This is a genomic window from Aeromonas sp. 30P (assembly GCF_051919805.1).
In the GTDB taxonomy this organism is placed as follows: Bacteria; Pseudomonadota; Gammaproteobacteria; order Enterobacterales; family Aeromonadaceae; genus Aeromonas; species Aeromonas veronii.
This window is the reverse complement of sequence record NZ_JBQBEA010000001.1, coordinates 2,988,808-3,005,322: the sequence shown is the minus strand read 5'-3', so window position 1 is coordinate 3,005,322 and position 16,515 is coordinate 2,988,808. Positions and strand designations below refer to the sequence as shown.

At 59.2% G+C, this 16,515-nt stretch carries 17 protein-coding genes and 1 pseudogene; 11 read left to right on the top strand and 7 right to left on the bottom strand.

Going from position 1 to position 16,515, the window contains the following annotated elements; genetic code table 11:
• Nucleotides 1–44 precede the first annotated feature (44 nt).
• From oppB to ACTG2B_RS13885, 6 genes and pseudogenes are all read left to right on the top strand, one after another.
• Nucleotides 45–965 carry an oligopeptide ABC transporter permease OppB gene (gene oppB, locus ACTG2B_RS13910; RefSeq protein WP_005337672.1) on the top strand — a complete coding sequence of 307 codons (921 nt, stop codon included), beginning with the start codon at nucleotides 45–47 and terminating at the stop codon, nucleotides 963–965.
• Between the two features lie 14 nt (nucleotides 966–979).
• Nucleotides 980–1,890: pseudogene (gene oppC, locus ACTG2B_RS13905) on the top strand (oligopeptide ABC transporter permease OppC).
• A gap of 54 nt (nucleotides 1,891–1,944) precedes the next feature.
• Nucleotides 1,945–2,931 carry an ABC transporter ATP-binding protein gene (locus tag ACTG2B_RS13900; RefSeq protein ID WP_042056506.1) on the top strand — a complete coding sequence of 329 codons (987 nt, stop codon included), beginning with the start codon at nucleotides 1,945–1,947 and terminating at the stop codon, nucleotides 2,929–2,931.
• Entirely contained in the window at nucleotides 2,928–3,047 is a 120-nt protein-coding gene (locus tag ACTG2B_RS13895; RefSeq protein WP_042056508.1) for a hypothetical protein, read from the top strand. The genes ACTG2B_RS13900 and ACTG2B_RS13895 overlap by 4 nt, the downstream gene beginning before the upstream one ends.
• Nucleotides 3,048–4,043, top strand: a complete 996-nt coding sequence (gene oppF, locus ACTG2B_RS13890) for a murein tripeptide/oligopeptide ABC transporter ATP binding protein OppF (protein ID WP_005337666.1) — start codon at nucleotides 3,048–3,050, stop codon at nucleotides 4,041–4,043.
• Nucleotides 4,044–4,345: 302 nt separating this feature from the next.
• Entirely contained in the window at nucleotides 4,346–5,290 is a 945-nt protein-coding gene (locus ACTG2B_RS13885) for a TerC family protein (RefSeq protein ID WP_005337664.1), read from the top strand.
• A 65-nt stretch (nucleotides 5,291–5,355) separates the two neighbouring features.
• Here ACTG2B_RS13885 and alr read toward each other — a convergent pair whose 3' ends face one another.
• Complete coding sequence (gene alr, locus ACTG2B_RS13880) at nucleotides 5,356–6,582, bottom strand: alanine racemase (protein WP_115521082.1); 1,227 nt, start codon at nucleotides 6,580–6,582, stop codon at nucleotides 5,356–5,358.
• A 173-nt stretch (nucleotides 6,583–6,755) separates the two neighbouring features.
• On the opposite strand from alr, the gene ACTG2B_RS13875 reads away from it, so the two are divergent.
• The gene (locus ACTG2B_RS13875; RefSeq protein WP_069529813.1) at nucleotides 6,756–7,205 is read left to right on the top strand and encodes a methyltransferase family protein; all 450 of its coding nucleotides are present in this window, start codon (nucleotides 6,756–6,758) and stop codon (nucleotides 7,203–7,205) included.
• 93 nt (nucleotides 7,206–7,298) lie between these two features.
• On the opposite strand, the gene tapW is transcribed toward ACTG2B_RS13875, so the two are convergent.
• Complete coding sequence (tapW, locus tag ACTG2B_RS13870; RefSeq protein WP_005353124.1) at nucleotides 7,299–8,438, bottom strand: type IVa pilus ATPase TapW; 1,140 nt, start codon at nucleotides 8,436–8,438, stop codon at nucleotides 7,299–7,301.
• A 58-nt stretch (nucleotides 8,439–8,496) separates the two neighbouring features.
• Nucleotides 8,497–8,853: a DMT family protein gene (locus ACTG2B_RS13865; RefSeq protein ID WP_005337656.1), complete on the bottom strand. Its 357-nt coding sequence runs from the start codon at nucleotides 8,851–8,853 to the stop codon at nucleotides 8,497–8,499.
• Between the two features lie 112 nt (nucleotides 8,854–8,965).
• Between ACTG2B_RS13865 and ACTG2B_RS13860 the strand changes: the two genes are divergently transcribed.
• The 3 genes from ACTG2B_RS13860 to ACTG2B_RS13850 all read left to right on the top strand — a co-directional run bounded on the left by ACTG2B_RS13860 (nucleotide 8,966) and on the right by ACTG2B_RS13850 (nucleotide 11,665).
• Entirely contained in the window at nucleotides 8,966–9,697 is a 732-nt protein-coding gene (locus ACTG2B_RS13860; protein ID WP_162519721.1) for a substrate-binding periplasmic protein, read from the top strand.
• A gap of 97 nt (nucleotides 9,698–9,794) precedes the next feature.
• On the top strand, nucleotides 9,795–10,802 hold the full coding sequence (gene btuC, locus ACTG2B_RS13855) for a vitamin B12 ABC transporter permease BtuC (protein WP_439996120.1): 1,008 nt from the start codon (nucleotides 9,795–9,797) through the stop codon (nucleotides 10,800–10,802).
• A 65-nt stretch (nucleotides 10,803–10,867) separates the two neighbouring features.
• Entirely contained in the window at nucleotides 10,868–11,665 is a 798-nt protein-coding gene (locus ACTG2B_RS13850) for an ATP-binding cassette domain-containing protein (RefSeq protein WP_439996940.1), read from the top strand.
• 116 nt (nucleotides 11,666–11,781) lie between these two features.
• On the opposite strand, the gene ACTG2B_RS13845 is transcribed toward ACTG2B_RS13850, so the two are convergent.
• Nucleotides 11,782–12,843, bottom strand: a complete 1,062-nt coding sequence (locus ACTG2B_RS13845; protein WP_103252338.1) for a 3-deoxy-7-phosphoheptulonate synthase — start codon at nucleotides 12,841–12,843, stop codon at nucleotides 11,782–11,784.
• A 144-nt stretch (nucleotides 12,844–12,987) separates the two neighbouring features.
• Here ACTG2B_RS13845 and ACTG2B_RS13840 point away from each other — a divergent pair, with 144 nt between their 5' ends.
• Nucleotides 12,988–13,368: a diacylglycerol kinase gene (locus tag ACTG2B_RS13840; RefSeq protein ID WP_005337641.1), complete on the top strand. Its 381-nt coding sequence runs from the start codon at nucleotides 12,988–12,990 to the stop codon at nucleotides 13,366–13,368.
• Nucleotides 13,369–13,451: 83 nt separating this feature from the next.
• On the opposite strand, the gene serA is transcribed toward ACTG2B_RS13840, so the two are convergent.
• The 3 genes from serA to ACTG2B_RS13825 all read right to left on the bottom strand — a co-directional run bounded on the left by serA (nucleotide 13,452) and on the right by ACTG2B_RS13825 (nucleotide 16,424).
• A complete protein-coding gene (gene serA, locus ACTG2B_RS13835; RefSeq protein WP_005337639.1) occupies nucleotides 13,452–14,684 on the bottom strand; it encodes a phosphoglycerate dehydrogenase in 1,233 nt (410 codons plus the stop codon).
• A gap of 328 nt (nucleotides 14,685–15,012) precedes the next feature.
• Entirely contained in the window at nucleotides 15,013–15,666 is a 654-nt protein-coding gene (gene rpiA, locus ACTG2B_RS13830) for a ribose-5-phosphate isomerase RpiA (RefSeq protein WP_439996117.1), read from the bottom strand.
• Nucleotides 15,667–15,827: 161 nt separating this feature from the next.
• Entirely contained in the window at nucleotides 15,828–16,424 is a 597-nt protein-coding gene (locus ACTG2B_RS13825; RefSeq protein ID WP_429201920.1) for a 5-formyltetrahydrofolate cyclo-ligase, read from the bottom strand.
• Nucleotides 16,425–16,515 lie beyond the last annotated feature (91 nt).

Sequence of the window (16,515 nt, the reverse complement as noted above, 5' to 3'; positions counted from 1 at the left end):
TACAACCGCGACCATTTGGAAGCAGTACAGGACAGGAAATGTCTATGTTGAAATTCATTTTTAAACGGCTATTGGAAGCGATCCCGACTCTGCTGGTCTTGATCACCGTCTCTTTCTTCATGATGCGTTTCGCCCCCGGTAACCCCTTTACCAGCGAGCGTTCACTGCCCCCCGAAGTCATCGCCAACATCGAGGCCAAATATGGGCTCGACAAACCCATTGGCATGCAATATCTCACCTACCTGGGCAACCTGGTGCAGGGTGATTTGGGACCCTCTTTTAAATACAAGGATTTCACCGTCAATGATCTGGTGAGCCAGGCGCTGCCTGTTTCCGCCAAGATCGGGACCACGGCCTTCTTCTTCGCCGTGCTGCTGGGGGTCACCTTCGGCACCATAGCGGCACTGAAACAGAACACCATCATCGACTATCTACTGATGTCGTCGGCCATGGCCGGGGTGGTGATCCCGGGCTTTGTGCTGGCGCCCTTGCTGGTGCTGTTTTTCAGTATTCATCTGGGTTGGTTCCCTGCCGGTGGCTGGCAGGGGGGTGGCATCCAGTTTATGGTGCTGCCGGTGTTCGGCATGATGATGTACTACATCTCTGCCATCTCGCGGATCATGCGGGGCAGCATGATCGAGACCATGAACTCCAACTTCATCCGTACCGCCCGTGCCAAGGGCTTGCCGCTGCGCCACATCATCCTGAAACACGCGCTGCGTCCGGCTATGCTGCCAGTGGTCTCCTATCTGGGCCCGGCCTTTGTCGGCATCATCACAGGTTCCGTGGTGATCGAGACCATCTTCGGCCTGCCGGGGATCGGTCAGCTGTTCGTCAACGGTGCCCTTAACCGTGATTACTCCATGGTGCTCGGTCTGACCATTCTGGTCGGCGCCCTCACCATCACCTTTAACGCTGTGGTCGATATTCTCTACGCCTTTATCGATCCCAAGATCCGTTACTAATTCGGGAGTTCATCATGGTTGTTTCAACTGAAAAACGCGATGCCGTCGAGGCGTTCGCGCAAAAAGTGGAAGTGGTGGAGGGGCGCTCCCTGTGGAAGGATGCCCGTTGCCGTTTCCTGCGCAACAAGGCGGCCCTGACCAGCCTGATCATTCTGACCATCATCGGTCTGGCGGTCATCTTTGGCCCCCATCTGTCCCAATACACCTTTGACGATCCGGACTGGGGCGCCATGCAGTCGCCGCCCGATATGGAAGCGGGTCACTACTTTGGTACCGACAGCCTGGGGCGCGATCTGTTCGTGCGCACCCTGCTGGGCGGTCGCATCTCCCTGATGGTCGGCATCATGGGCGCCATGGTGGCGGTCATCATCGGTACTTTGTATGGCGCTGCCTCCGGTTTTATCGGCGGGCGGGTCGACAGCCTGATGATGCGGGTACTGGAGATCCTCAACGCCTTCCCCTTCATGTTCTTTGTCATCATGCTGGTCACCTTCTTTGGCCGCATCTGGCACTCATCTTTATCGCCATCGGGGCGGTGAGCTGGCTCGACATGGCGCGGATCGTGCGCGGCCAGACCCTGAGCCTCAAGAGCAAGGAGTTTATCGAGGCAGCCCACGTCTGTGGCGTCTCCAAGTGGAAGATCATTACCCGTCACATCGTACCGAACGTACTCGGTATCGTGGCCGTCTACGCCACCTTGCTGGTGCCGGGCATGATCATGTTTGAATCCTTCCTGAGTTTCCTGGGCCTTGGTGTTCAGGAACCGATGACCAGCTGGGGTGCCCTGCTGGATGAAGGCTCCAAGTCGATGGAAGTGGCCATCTGGCAACTGCTGTTCCCCGCCTGCTTTATGGTGGTGACCCTGTTTTGCTTCAACTTCCTCGGGGATGGTCTGCGTGACGCCCTCGATCCGAAAGATCGTTAATCGAGCATCGGGTCGACAGGAAAGCATCACGAAAGATCGATAAGGAGTTTTTATATGAAGTTACTGGATGTGAAAGATCTGCGGGTCGAGTTCAAGACCCCGGACGGCAATGTGGTGGCGGTCAACGACCTCAACTTTTCTCTCTCTGCGGGTGAAACCCTGGGGATCGTCGGCGAGTCCGGCTCCGGCAAATCCCAGACGGCCTTTGCCATCATGGGGCTGCTGGCCAAAAACGGCATTATTACCGGTTCCGCCAAGTTTCAGGGTGAGGAGATCCTCAACCTGCCGGAGTCCAAGCTCAACAAGATCCGCTCCGAGAAGATCGCCATGATCTTCCAGGACCCCATGACCTCGCTCAACCCCTACATGAAGGTGCAGGACCAGCTGATGGAAGTGCTGATGTTGCATAAGGGCGTCAGCAAGGCGGAAGCGTTCGAAGAGTCGGTACGGATGCTCGATGCGGTCAAAATTCCCGAAGCACGCAAGCGGATGGGCATGTATCCCCACGAGTTCTCCGGCGGCATGCGTCAGCGGGTGATGATCGCCATGGCACTGCTCTGCCGGCCGCAACTGCTGATCGCCGACGAACCGACTACTGCACTCGACGTGACCGTACAGGCCCAGATCATGACTCTGATGAACGAGCTCAAGCGCGAGTTCAACACCGCCATCATCATGATCACCCATGACCTTGGCGTGGTCGCCGGTATCTGCAACAAGGTGCTGGTGATGTATGCCGGTCGTACCATGGAATACGGCAAGGTAGACGATATCTTCTATCGCCCGAGCCACCCCTACACCGAAGGCCTGCTGCGCGCCATTCCCCGCCTCGATACCGAAGGGGAAGTGCTGCCCACCATCCCGGGCAATCCGCCCAACTTGCTGCGTCTGCCCACCGGTTGCCCCTTCCAGGAGCGTTGCCACCGGGTCAGCGAGATTTGCGGCCAGCAGTCACCGATCCTGACCCCGTTCAACGATGGTCGGGAGCGTGCTTGCCACTGGATATCTGATGCCATCAACGCCAAGGAGGTAAGCGTATGAATGCTGTTAACTGCGGCCAGCAATCATCCATGCCTCTGAAGCCGTTCAACGACGGTCGGGAGCGGTTTTGCCACTGGCACTGGGTTTCGGATGCCATCAACAAGGGGGCCAACTAAATGGGTGCCGACAAAAAATTGCTGTTGGAAGTGTCTGATCTCAAGGTCCACTTCAGTATCAAGAGTGGCAAGGCGTGGCCCTGGGCCAAGCCGTCTGACCTCAAGGCGGTCGATGGTGTGACCTTGCGTCTCTATGAGGGTGAAACCCTCGGCGTGGTGGGGGAGTCCGGCTGCGGAAAATCGACCTTTGCCCGCGCCATCATCGGTCTGGTACCGGCCACCGATGGCAAGGTGGTGTGGCTGGGTGACGATCTCACCAAGCTCGATCAGAATGCCCTGCGCGAGAAGCGCAAAGAGATCCAGATGATCTTCCAGGACCCGCTGGCTTCTCTGAACCCGCGCATGACCATTGGCGACATCATCGCCGAGCCGCTCATCACCTTCTACCCCAACCTGCCGCGGGAAGAGGTGAAAGAGAAGGTGCGCGCCATGATGAGCAAGGTGGGGCTCTTGCCCAACCTGGTCAACCGCTATCCGCACGAGTTCTCCGGCGGCCAGTGCCAGCGGATCGGGATTGCCCGGGCGCTGATCCTCGAGCCCAAGATGATCATCTGCGACGAGCCGGTGTCGGCGCTGGACGTATCCATTCAGGCGCAGGTGGTCAACCTGCTCAAATCCCTGCAAAAGGAGATGGGGCTGTCGCTCATCTTCATCGCCCACGACCTGTCGGTGGTCAAGCATATCTCCGATCGGGTGCTGGTGATGTATCTGGGCAACGCCGTCGAGTTGGGGACCCGCAAGGAGATCTTCGCCAACCCGTTGCACCCCTACACCAAGGCGCTGATGTCAGCGGTGCCGATCCCGGACCCTGAGCTGGAGCGCAACAAGGTGATCCAGATCCTGGAGGGGGATTTGCCCTCACCGATGAACCCGCCGTCCGGTTGCGTGTTCCGCACCCGCTGCCCGGTGGCTGGCCCCGAGTGTGCCAAGACCCGCCCCGTGCTGGAGGGGAACTTCGATCACGCGGTCTCCTGCCTCAAGGTCGATCCGCTCTGATGGGGATGTGTTGAACCTGTTTGCGGGGCTCCTTGATGGGGCCCCGATTTATTTTTGACGGCAGTGAAGATGCCTCTTGGCGTTATCTTTTACCGCTGCTACTATCCGCTCAACAAGGGGAGTAACTTCTCGCCGGTTTGTCGTCATTACGGTGCACCCATTTCCTGCAGTGCACCCGGCAGCCGGGCAGTTGATGCAAATCAGCTGTAAGTGAGACCTTGCCGAGAGGCAAGGTGTATCTGCTCCAAACGCAAACCCACGCCTCTCGGTCGTGGGTTTTGTCGTTTTTGGGAGAAGTGAACATGGGTGAATGGTGGATGTGGACCGGTTTCTTCAGCATAGTGCTGGTCCTGTTATGGATAGACATACGCTTTGTCGGTGGTGGCAAGTCACACAAGGTGTCCCTCAAAGAGGCGGGTGTCTGGTCCCTCATCTGGGTCAGCGTGGCGCTGCTCTTCAACCTGGCTATCTGGCTCTGGCTGGATCACAGCGCGGGCCGTGAAATCGCCAATCAGAAGGGGCTGGAGTTCCTTACCGGCTACCTCATCGAGAAAGCGCTGGCAGTGGACAACGTCTTCGTCTGGCTGATGCTGTTCGGCTACTTTGCCATTCCGGCCGAGCTGCAGCGCCGGGTACTGCTCTACGGGGTGCTGGGTGCCATCGTGATGCGTGCCGGTATGGTGTTCGCCGGTAGCTGGCTTATCGAGCAGTTCCACTGGATCCTCTACCTGTTCGGCGCTTTCCTGCTGCTGACCGGTGCCAAGATGTTGTGGGCGGCCGACAAGGAGCCTGACTTGGCCAACAATCCGCTGCTAGGCTGGATGCGCCGTCGCTTCAAGGTGACCGAGACCCTGGAAGGGGAGAAGTTTTTCGTCTGGCGTGACGGTGTGCGCTATGCCACCCCGCTGCTGTTGATCCTGGTGCTGGTGGAGGTGAGCGATCTCATCTTCGCGGTGGACAGTATCCCGGCCATCTTCGCGGTGACCACGGATCCCTTCATCGTGCTGACCTCCAACATCTTCGCCATCATGGGGCTGCGTGCCATGTACTTCCTGCTGGCAGGTGTGGCTGATCGCTTCGCCCTGCTCAAATACGGTCTGGCGCTGATCCTGATGTTTATCGGGGTCAAGATGCTACTGCTGGATATCTTCAAGATCCCGACCGGCATTGCACTGGGCGTAGTTGCATTGATCCTGCTGGCATCCATGGGGCTGAGTCTGTTTGTGACCCGTAAAAAGGCCGCTTGAGCGCGGCAGACAATTAAGCAATAACAACAAGGGCTCCCGCGGGAGCCCTTTTTCATATCGTCTTATCAGCGTTTGATCTTCTTGGGGTTGGTGTAGCCCCAGATGGTGTACATGTCCGCCAGCAGGGCGCCGTTGTACTCCTCCAGATCCGCCTGTTTCACTTCGGCTTCACCCTGACGGCCAAACAGCACCACCTCGTCGCCGGGTTTCACCCCTTTCAGATCCGTCACGTCCACCATGATGGTGTTCATGGAGGTCTTGCCGACCACCGGCACCTTCTGACCCTGGATCAGCACATAGGCTTTGTTGCTGAGGGCGCGGCGATAGCCATCGGAGTAGCCCAGCGGCAGGTTGGCGAGCCAGGAGTCACGCTTGAGGGTAAAGGTGCGGTCATAACCGACGGTGTTACCCGCTGCATAGTGGTTGACCGAGGCAACCTGGGTCTTGAATGCCATCACCCGCTTGTACTCGGTGTGGGAGGGGATGGAGTCGCCGTAGAGCAGGCCGCCCGGGCGCACCATGTCGAAGTAGGCGTCCGGCACGGCCAGGGTGGCGAAGGAGTTGGCGGCGTGGATGGTGATCTTGCTGCGATCCAGCTTGCCCGCTTCCAGCAGCCACTGGGAGTCCAGTTTGAACTGGGCCAGCCCCATCTTGACGTCCTCTTTCTCCTCCACCGGGAAGTGGGTCATGATGCCGACCGGGGTGATCCCCTTTAGCTTGAGCATGGCCAGCGCATCCTGCTTGGCATCGGCCAGACGCAGGTCGATGCCGTTGCGGCTCATGCCGGCGGAGTTGAGTGCAATATGCACCGGAATGGTGGTGTGGTGGCGCTGGGCGATATCGGCGATACCCTGGGCACTCACCAGACTGCCGATCAGCTCCTCCATCTTGTAGGGCAGGGCCTGCTCTACTTCATCCGGGGTGGCGGCACGCACCCGCATCAGACGGCCGGTAAAGCCCTTCTCGCGGGCGACGCGCGCCTCTTCGTTGCTGGCGATGCCGATGCAGGGGATATTGGCCTTGACCACGGAGGGGACCAGCAGGTCGATGCCATGACCATAAGCGTCGGCCTTCATGATGGCGCAGATCTGCGGGCCCTTGTCGCCGAGGCGATCCTTGAGGGTCTGGATATTGTGTTCAAAGGCGCCCAGATCCACTTCCAACCAGGCGTTGCTGGCGGTTTGCTCCTGGCCGCTGCGATGATCCGTCGCAAGGGGCAGATAGGGAGCCGCAACGGCTTGGCCCGCGAGCAGGCCGAAGATCAGGGTAGCCAGCAGAGTTTTCTTGTGCATGGTGATTCCTTTTTGTTGTTCGCGTTGGATAGTTTGGACGGGGTCGGCCACATTGGTGGTGGTTTAACCACAACTTGTTGTTATTATTATGATCTTTGTCACTCTCAACAGGCGCTGACTGGTTGGGAGTCTACCGCAACACGGGTTCGGCCGACACTCGTCAGGGGAATAAAATGGTCAATCTTGAGTTACGTTTGCCACCACCGCTGATCTTCCTGCTCTGTGCCGGGGCCATGTGGTGGCTAAGAGGGGAGAGCCAGCCCGGCATCTGGGCAATGGCGCTGATTGCTGTGCTGGTCGTGGCGGGGGCCATCATGGGCTTTGGGGCCCTGCAACGATTTCGTCACCACCAGACCACGGTCAGCCCCACCAAACCTCAGCACACCAGTCGTCTGGTAACCTGCGGCGTTTATCGTGTCAGTCGCAATCCCATGTATCTGGGCTTGCTCTGCTGGCTGGCCGCCTGGGGCTGTTATCTCGGTGGAAGTTGGATCTGGGTTGGGCCAATCGTGCTGGTGGCCTGGCTAACTCGCTTTCAGATCATGCCGGAGGAGCGGCTGCTGCGCGCCCGTTTCGGCGACGAGTATGTGGCGTATTGCCAGCGCGTTCGCCGTTGGTGCTGACTGGCAGTGCTCTTCGTGAGCTGAGGGATAAGTCGGGCCAGCCGTGCTGGATAAAGAGAACCCCGGGCTGGCCCGGGGTTCTCGAGGGGCTAGTTAGAAAAAATCGCCCTTCTCGTCCTTGGTGGGTTCGAGGCTCCAGCCGGTGGCATCGCTGCTGCTGGCAATCTGCCCCTTCTCCTTCCACAGCTTGATCTTGAGGCGCAGGTTGTTGGCCGAGTCGGCGTTCTTCACCGCCTCTTCTTCCTCAATTACCCCTTCCACCACCAGATCGAACAGTGCACTGTCGAAGGTAACCATGCCGAGGGCCTTGGATTTTTCCATCACCTCTTTGAGGCCGCCAAATTCGCCGCGCTTGATCATGTCGCGGATGGTGTGGGTGCCGAGCATGATCTCCACTGCGGCCCGGCGGCCACCATCGGTGGTTTTCACCAGCCGCTGGGAGACAAAAGCCTTGAGGTTGTTGCCCAGATCGTTGAGCAGCTGGGGGCGGCGCTCCTCGGGGAAGAAGTTGATGATGCGATCCAGCGCCTGGTTGGCGTTGTTGGCGTGCAGGGTGGAGATGGCAAGGTGGCCGGTTTCGGAGAAGGCCAGCGCATGTTCCATGGTCTCGCGATCGCGGATCTCGCCGATAAGAATGACGTCCGGCGCCTGACGCAGGGTGTTTTTCAGGGCTGCGTGGAAGCTGCGGGTATCCACGCCAACCTCCCGCTGGTTGATGATGCTCTTGCGGTGGCGATGAACGAACTCCACCGGATCCTCGATGGTAATGATGTGGCCGCCGCTGTTGCGGTTGCGGTGGTCGATAAGCGCCGCCAGCGAAGTGGATTTACCCGAGCCGGTACCGCCGACAAACAGCACCAGACCGCGTTTCTCCATGATGGTGTCGAGCAACACAGGCGGGAGTTTGAGATCTTCAAAGCGGGGGATTTCGGTCTTGATGTTGCGGGCCACCAGAGAGACTTCGTTGCGCTGCTTGAAGATGTTGACCCGAAAGCGGCCGATCTGGGGCAGGGAGATGGCGAGGTTCATCTCCAGATCCTTCTCGAACTGCTGCTTCTGCTCGCCATCCATGATCTCGGCGGCGATCCGCGCCACTTCACCCGGTTCCAGCGGCGTTTCGTTGAGGGGGCGCAGGCCGCCGTTAAATTTGGCGCAGGGGGGCGCGCCGGTCGACAGATAGAGGTCTGAGCCATCCTGCTTGGCCAGGATCTGTAACATATCTCGCAATTCCATTTTTTTGCCTCGTCGATCAATGAGATGCCATGAGCGGGATGATATTGAGTGTACAGCCTCAGGCGCCGGTCAGTTTCTCGCGAAAGACAAAAAAGACCGCACCGAGAATACAGAGCCCTGCCCAGAGATAGTCCCATTTCAGATCTTCCTTGAGATAGAAGATAGAGAAGGGGACGAATACGGTGAGTGTGATCACTTCTTGCAGGATTTTCAGTTGGCCCACGCTCATCACGGTGTGACCGATGCGGTTGGCGGGCACTTGCAGCAGGTATTCGAACAGGGCGATACCCCAGCTCACCAGGGCGGCAATGATCCAGGGTTTATGGTTCATGCTCTTGAGGTGAGCGTACCAGGCGAAGGTCATAAAGACGTTGCTGCAGAGCAGCAGACCGATACTGGTGAAAATCGGGTTCATAGGGTTCTCCTTGAAAATCCGGCGCATTTTATCCCTGAACCACGGGTTTTCATACGTGGTGCGGGAGGGTATTTTTAACCAACAGGATAAGCCGTGCGAGGTATGCGACGGGATGGGCAAGTTATGCGGGATAGTGTTGTTACTGTTATTTGCCATGCCGGTGCGTGCGGCCCCGACGCTGACGGTAGCCACCGATCTGTGGCCGCCATTTCGCATCCTGCAAGCGGATGGCCGGTTGCAGGGGCTCGACATGGACATCCTGCGCCGGTTGCAACAGGCGAGCGGCATTGAGTTGCAGGTACGGCGGATGCCGTGGGGCAGGGCGCTCAAGCAGATGCAGACCGGCCAGGTCGATCTGATGATTGGTCTCGCCTATACCGCCGAGCGGGCGCAGTTTATCGACTATCTGAAGCCTGCCTACTACCAGTGCTGGCCCGCGTTTTATGGTCAGCCGGTCAATGTGGCCCGGATCCACCAATACCGCGATCTGCAGGGGGTGAAGGTGGGCTATGTGCTCAACTCCGCCTACTTTGAGCCCTTCAACAGTGACAGCCGCCTCGACAAGCACGGAGTACCCACCGAAGATCAGCTGCTGCGCATGGTGCAGCGCGGTCACCTGCCGCTGATGATTGGCACCGACTGTCAGGTGGACTATGCCTTGAGTCAGGGAAATGCCAGCCGGATAGGCAAGGCGGATTACCGCCCCGCCACGCCGGTGACCCTCTATCTGGGGATGAGCAAGCACTCACCTCACCAGTCGCTGCGCCAGCCCTTGCTGGTGGCGCTGCAAAATCTGGTGGCCAGCGGCGAGATAAGCGTGATGGCAAAGCGTTACCAGCCTTGACCTTGGGTGGCAAGCCACTGTTATCATGCCCTTTTACTGCTTCTCCCCCGGCGCTGCGACAGGGCCGGGGGGAAGCCTTGTTATTCGGGGATCATCCTTGTACCTCTCCCTTATCGCCCGCCAGCAGCGCTGGCAGCGGCGCTGGCTCTGTGGCCTGACGCTGCTGACCTTACTGCTGTTTCTCTTCTCCCTCGTCTGGGGCGAGTTTGTGCTGCTGCCCTGGCAGCCCCTTGGCGATCTCGAACAGCGCATCCTGCTGGAGCTGCGTCTGCCGCGTGCCTTGCTGGCCCTCTTGGCTGGCGCCGCGCTTGCTTGTGGCGGCGCCGTGTTGCAGGTGATGCTGCACAATCCGGTGGCGGAGCCCGGGTTGCTTGGCGTTTCAAGCGGGGCAGGCCTTGCCGCCATGGTGGCGATGGCGGTGGCCAAATCCCTTGGCTTCTATCTGCCGGGCTGGGGGCTGTCGCTGGCGGCCTTCGGTGGCGCCTTGCTGGTGACCATGTTGCTCATTCGGCTGGCTCGCCGGGCGCGTCTCGGTCATGCCCGCTTGCTGCTGTTTGGCGTCGCCATCGGCATTCTCACCAATGCCGCCATGACCTGGTTGATGTACTTTGCCGATGATGGCTCCTTGCGTGAATTCATGTTCTGGATGATGGGCAGCCTCTCTTACGGCAGCCAGCAGTTTGCTTGGTGGTGGCTGGTGCTGCCGCTCACCCTGTGCTGGCTCTGCTGGCAGGGCAAGGCGCTGCAACAGTTGTTGTTGGGGGAGACCCAGGCCCGCCTGATGGGGATGGATGTAGACAAGATGCGGGTGCGGCTGGTGCTGGCGGTCTGTCTGCTGACCGGTGTGGCGGTGTCGTTGTGTGGTGTCATCGGTTTTGTCGGGTTGGTGGTGCCCCATCTGCTGCGGCTCTGCGGTGGCAGCGATCAGCGCTTTCTGCTGCCTGCCTCGGCGCTTGGCGGCGGGGCCCTGCTGCTGGCGGCCGATCTGGTTGCTCGATCCACCCTGAGCGCGGGGGAGTTGCCTATCGGCGTCATCACCGCCTCGGTGGGGGCGCCGCTCTTTATCTACCTGCTATTGAGGCAAACTGCCGATGGTGCTGCATAAATATCTGCATGATTTGGTCGGGGCGCGCAGTCTCCTTATTTACCCGTTGTGGAGGCAAGATGCCGATGTCACCCGCTGATCCCATGCCGGTTTCTTCTCGTGCTACTGTGCCGCTGCTGGAGGCGCGCGCACTCGCCATTGCCGGACGGCTCTCTCCCCTAGATATCCGCTGGCATGGCGGCCAGTTGGTGGCGCTGCTTGGCCCCAATGGCAGTGGCAAGTCGACCCTGCTCGGGGCGCTGGCGGGGATTTTACCCGCCGATGGCACAGTGCTGCTGGGGGGGAAAGTGCTTACTGACATGAGTTGGCCCGAGCTTGCCAAGCAGCGTGCCATGCTACCCCAGCGTCAGCCCCAGCTGTTTCATATTCCGGTGTTTCAGGTGTTGAGCCTCGGGCTCAATGAGGCGGTTGCGCCCGCCAGACAGAACGAGGCGATAAATGCATTGTGCGAGGCATTGGAGCTGGAAGCTTTGCTGGCTCGTGATTTCAGCCGGTTGTCGGGGGGCGAGCAGCAGCGGGTGCTGATTGCCCGCACCCTGCTGCAGGTGTGGCCGGGCCTCAATCCGACCGGCAAGGTGCTGCTGCTGGACGAGCCGCTAGCAGGGCTCGACCTGCATCACCAGCTGGCGCTATTGCGCTTGCTGAAAACCCTGGCCGGGCAGGGATTGCTGGGGGTGCTCGCCATCCACGATATCAATCTGGCCATCGACTGGGCCGACCGCATTCTCTGCCTGCAACAGGGCGCGGTGGTGCGCGAAGGGGGTGTCGAGCTGGTGGATGAGGCGCTGCTGGCGCAGGTATTCCAGATCCGCACCGACCGCATCGAAGCGGCAGGGCGCGTGTGGTTTATGCCCAGTTTGTAAGTAGGGTGTACAGGAAAGAGGGCGCATGTAGTGCCGATTAGCGAAGCGTAATCGGCTGACAGCAAGAAGAAGGGGCCGGTATCAAAAATACCGGCCCCATTGGTTTTATTCGCAGTTCAAGCCTGTTTGCTCAGGCGCACCTGTGCGGCTTCGGCCAGCATCGCCAGCAGGGTTTCGGTGTCGCTCCATGACAGGCAGGCATCTGTGATGCTCTGGCCAAAGGTGGCGGCGCAGCCGTTCTCCACATCCTGACGCCCTTCCACCAAGAAGCTCTCGGCCATGATGCCGGCGATGCCGGTACGGCCGCGGCGCAGCTGATCGCAGATATCTTGCGCCACCAGCAGCTGACGGCGGTGATCCTTCATGCTGTTGCCGTGGCTGAAATCGACCACCAGACGCTCCGGCAGGCCCACATCGGCCAACGCTTCACACGCTTCATCGACACTGGCGGTGTCGTAGTTGGGTCGGTGGCCGCCACGCAGGATGACATGACCAAAGGGGTTACCGGCGGTGCGGTAGATGGTCATCTTGCCGTCTTTGTCCGGCGAATAGAAGATGTGGCTGTGACGGGCGGCGCGCACCGCATCGATGGCGATGCGGGTATTGCCGTCGGTGCCGTTCTTGAAGCCGACCGGGCAGGAGAGAGCCGAAGCCATCTCGCGGTGTACCTGGGATTCGGTGGTACGAGCGCCGATGGCGCCCCAGGTGATGAGGTCGGCAATATACTGGCCGGTCACCATATCGAGGAATTCGGTGGCGGTTGGCATGCCGATCTCGTTGATGTCGACCAGCAGTTTGCGCGCCAGTTTCAGCCCTTCGTTGACGTCGAAACTGCCATCGAGGCGCGGATCGTTGATGAGCCCTTTCCAGCCGACGATGGTGCGCGGCTTCTCGAAGTAGGTGCGCATCACGATGCAGAGACTCTCTTTATACTGCTCGCGCAGGGCGTTGAGGCGCAGGGCATACTCGCGAGCAGCAGCGGGATCATGGATAGAGCAGGGGCCGACAATGACTAGCAGGCGCTGATCGTCTCCGGCCAGAATGGCTTCCACTTCGCGACGGGCATCCAGCAGATTCTGGGCAATGGTATCGGTGATCGGAAACGCGTGGGCAAGCTCGCTCGGAGTGATCAGTGACTCCAGGCGACGGGTGCGCAATTCATCTGTGTGAATGGACATACAACTCAAGTCTCGAGTGGGTGGTGTCAGCCGCAAGGGGCGAAAAAGCAAAGAGATAAAATAAAGCAAAAGTCCCCTGATTGAAACCTTGGGGGGCTCTGATAGGATGTGAGGCCAAAATCGATTCCAAATGAGGTAGATAGCGTGGCAAAGCCAGGGGCAACCGGGGTCACCCGCATCATCAACGCAACCGGTTACAGCATGAAGGGGCTCAAGTCAGCCTGGATTAACGAGGCGGCTTTTCGGCAGGAGCTGATGCTGATCCTGTTGCTGATGCCACTTGCCTTCTGGCTGGGGGATTCTCTCAACCAGATCCTGCTGCTTATCGTCATCAGCTGGCTGGTGGTGATCGTCGAGATCCTCAACTCCGCCATTGAAGCTGTGGTAGACAGGGTTGGCTCCGAGCATCATGAGCTCTCCGGTCGCGCCAAGGATTTGGGCTCTGCCGCCGTCTTTATCGCGTTGGCCCTCAATGCCCTGGTGTGGGGCGCGCTGGTAGGCCGCAACCTGTTGGGGTGGTGGTAAGCCACTACGCTGCTTTGAGGTTCTGCTTCATACAAAAGCCCGTCATCACGACGGGCTTTTTGGTGCTTGGATAAACGGGTCTATCAGTGGAGGATGCGGGCGCGGATGGTGCCGTTGATCTCCTTGAGCTTGGCGAGCGCCTTCTCGCTGTGTTCGGTCTCCACGTCGATCACTACGTAACCGATATGGCTGCTGGTCTGCAGGTATTGACCGGCGATGTTGATCCCCTCTTCGGCGAAGATCTGGTTGATCTGGTTCATCACGCCCGGCTGGTTGCGGTGAATGTGCAGCAGGCGGCTGGAGCCCTTGTGGCCCGGCAGCGACACTTCCGGGAAGTTGACGGCGGAGAGGGTGGAGCCGTTGTCGGAGTATTTGACCAGCTTGTTGGCCACTTCCAGCCCGATGTTCTCCTGCGCTTCATGGGTGGTGCCACCGATGTGCGGGGTCAGGATCACGTTTTCCAGCCCCCGCAGCGGGCTTTGGAACTCCTCGTCATTGGACTTGGGCTCGACCGGGAAGACGTCGATGGCGGCGCCGGCAATATGGCCGCTTTTGATGACGTCAGCCAGCGCATCGATATCCACCACAGTACCGCGGGCGGCGTTGATGAAGATGGCGCCCGGCTTCATCATCCGCAGTTGCTCGGCACCGATCATGTTCTTGGTGGAGGCGGTCTCCGGCACGTGCAGGCTGATGACGTCAGACATATTGAGCAGCTCGACCATGCTCGGCACTTGAATGGCGTTACCCAGCGAGAGCTTGTTCTCGATATCGTAGTAATAAACTTTCATGCCGATGCTCTCGGCGATGATGCCAAGCTGGGTACCGATGTGGCCGTAGCCGATGATGCCAAGCTTCTTGCCGCGCGCTTCCACCGAGCGGTTGGCCAGTTTTTCCCACACGCCGCGATGGCACTTGGCATTCTTCTCGGGGATGCCGCGCAGCAGCAGCAGGATCTCGCCCAGTACCAGCTCGGCGACCGAACGGGTGTTGGAGAAGGGGGCGTTGAAGACCGGAATACCGCGGATCTGGGCCGCTTCCAGCTCGACCTGGTTGGTACCGATGCAGAAGCAGCCGATGGCGACCAGCTTGTTGGCGGCGTCGAGGACTTTCTCGGTGATCTGGGTGCGGGAGCGCAGCCCGATGAAATGGACGTCGCGGATCTGCTCGATCAGCTCCTCTTCGGAGAGCGAGGTCTTGAGATACTCCACACTGGTGTAACCTGCGGCACGAAAGGTCTCTACGGTGTTGGGGTGAACCCCCTCCAGCAGCAGAACCTTGATTTTATCCTTGTCCAACGAAAACTTGGCAGTCATGACGATCCCTCTGTATGTGCAAACGTAAGTGCAGATTTGGTGTGCGAAGAAAACCGTAAAGTAGCAAAAACGTTTGGGAGAGGGAATATTTGTGACGAAAGTCAAATTCTTTGAAGTTATCAACGAATGTTGTAAACATCCGTATGCAACTTGTTGAGGGATAAATAAAAACGGCGCCATCAGGCGCCGTCATTTATTCACAGTGCAATGTTTGGGTCATATCCCATCCCGGGGCTCAATCAACGCCGCTGCTGCGTCAGAGGTTGCAGAGTGGCGCTGGCGAGGGAGGGAGGGAGGATGCCGCTGCACTGTGCTACCGGTGTCGGGATTACTGGGTAATCACGCCGTCCGGCGTACCGATCAGGACCACATCGGCGCCGCGGGCGGCGAACAGGCCGTTGGTGACCACACCAACGATGGCGTTCAGTCGTACTTCCAGCGCCTTGGCGTCGGTAATGGCCATGCCTTTCACATCCAGAATGTGGTTGCCGTTGTCGGTGACCACGCCTTCACGCCACACCGGGTTGCCACCCAGTTTGCGAATTTCGCGGGCCACGTATTCGCGGGCCATCGGGATCACTTCCACCGGCAGCGGGAACTGGCCCAGCACGTCGACGGTCTTGGTGTTGTCGATGATGCAGATGAACTTGTCAGCGACGGCGGCAACAATCTTCTCGCGGGTCAGGGCTGCGCCACCGCCCTTGATCATGTCGCGGGTTGCGTTGATCTCGTCGGTGCCATCCACATAGACGGAGAGGGCGTCGATCTCGTTGAGATCATATACGGTGATGCCGAAGCCCTTGAGGCGCTCGGTAGAGGCCACGGAGCTGGATACCGCCCCCTTGATCTCGTCCTTCATGGTCGCCAGCGCGTCGATAAAGTGGTTGACGGTAGAGCCGGTGCCCACCCCGACGATGGTGCCGGGAACCACATACTTGAGCGCAGCCCAACCGGCCGCCTTCTTCATTTCATCTTGAGTCATGATCGTTCCTTAAGAAAAAAGCGGGCGCATTATATCCAACCCGGTACCCCGTCGCGACCTTGTTGCTCACATTCCGGGGCAAAAAGAGGGAGTTTGTAAATCGTTTGCCTGTTTATTCTGCGTTTGCGCGCACAAAGCAGGGGCTGCCGGCCAAAAACAGCCTATTCAAAGCGCCAGTAGTGGCTCGGGGTGATGATCTGGGGCAGCGGCACATCCCACTCCTCTTGCGGGACGGCATCCACCTGCTGGCAGTCGTGGGCAATGCCGAGCGGCTTGGGCCCCAGCTTGTGCTCATGCCAGATGGCGAGAGTGCGATCGTAGTAGCCGCCCCCCATGCCAAGACGATTACCCTGAGCATCGAAGGCGACCAGCGGGGTGCAGATAAGATCGAGCGTGCTGTGGGGCACCACCTGCAGGATATCCAGCTCCGGCTCTTCGATGCCGTAGCGGTTGCGTACCATGGGGCTGGTGGCGGTATAGCGCAAAAAGAGCAGGTGACCCGGGGTAAAGGGGTGGAGCACCGGCAGGTAAACCTCTTTGTGCTGGGCCCACAGCCAATGGATGGTGGGCAAGGGGTTGATCTCCCCGTCATTGGCCAGATAGAGGGCAATGCGTTTGGCGGCGAGGATCTCGGGGTGTTGCTTGAACTGGGCCAGCAGCTGTTGGGCCGCCAATTGCTGCTCGGCCGGACTCAGATTTTTGCGGCGTTGACGAACCAGTTGGCGCAGGGATTGACGTTCGGGTTGGGACTCATGCATGGGGAACCTCTGGTATAGCTGCGCATCGATGGCTTGAACGCGCTCTACCTTAGCACATTCACTCTTGACGTTAAGGGGGGCAGGGGAACCC

Bases quoted from the DNA above. Each gene is read 5' to 3' on its own strand.
- oppB (WP_005337672.1), top strand. From the start codon at position 45: ATGTTGAAATTCATTTTTAAACGGCTATTGGAAGCGATCCCGACTCTG.
- ACTG2B_RS13900 (WP_042056506.1), top strand. From the start codon at position 1,945: ATGAAGTTACTGGATGTGAAAGATCTGCGGGTCGAGTTCAAGACCCCG.
- ACTG2B_RS13895 (WP_042056508.1), top strand. From the start codon at position 2,928: ATGAATGCTGTTAACTGCGGCCAGCAATCATCCATGCCTCTGAAGCCG.
- oppF (WP_005337666.1), top strand. From the start codon at position 3,048: ATGGGTGCCGACAAAAAATTGCTGTTGGAAGTGTCTGATCTCAAGGTC.
- ACTG2B_RS13885 (WP_005337664.1), top strand. From the start codon at position 4,346: ATGGGTGAATGGTGGATGTGGACCGGTTTCTTCAGCATAGTGCTGGTC.
- alr (WP_115521082.1), bottom strand. From the start codon at position 6,582: ATGCACAAGAAAACTCTGCTGGCTACCCTGATCTTCGGCCTGCTCGCG.
- ACTG2B_RS13875 (WP_069529813.1), top strand. From the start codon at position 6,756: ATGGTCAATCTTGAGTTACGTTTGCCACCACCGCTGATCTTCCTGCTC.
- tapW (WP_005353124.1), bottom strand. From the start codon at position 8,438: ATGGAATTGCGAGATATGTTACAGATCCTGGCCAAGCAGGATGGCTCA.
- ACTG2B_RS13865 (WP_005337656.1), bottom strand. From the start codon at position 8,853: ATGAACCCGATTTTCACCAGTATCGGTCTGCTGCTCTGCAGCAACGTC.
- ACTG2B_RS13860 (WP_162519721.1), top strand. From the start codon at position 8,966: ATGGGCAAGTTATGCGGGATAGTGTTGTTACTGTTATTTGCCATGCCG.
- ACTG2B_RS13850 (WP_439996940.1), top strand. From the start codon at position 10,868: ATGTCACCCGCTGATCCCATGCCGGTTTCTTCTCGTGCTACTGTGCCG.
- ACTG2B_RS13845 (WP_103252338.1), bottom strand. From the start codon at position 12,843: ATGTCCATTCACACAGATGAATTGCGCACCCGTCGCCTGGAGTCACTG.
- serA (WP_005337639.1), bottom strand. From the start codon at position 14,684: ATGACTGCCAAGTTTTCGTTGGACAAGGATAAAATCAAGGTTCTGCTG.
- rpiA (WP_439996117.1), bottom strand. From the start codon at position 15,666: ATGACTCAAGATGAAATGAAGAAGGCGGCCGGTTGGGCTGCGCTCAAG.
- ACTG2B_RS13825 (WP_429201920.1), bottom strand. From the start codon at position 16,424: ATGCATGAGTCCCAACCCGAACGTCAATCCCTGCGCCAACTGGTTCGT.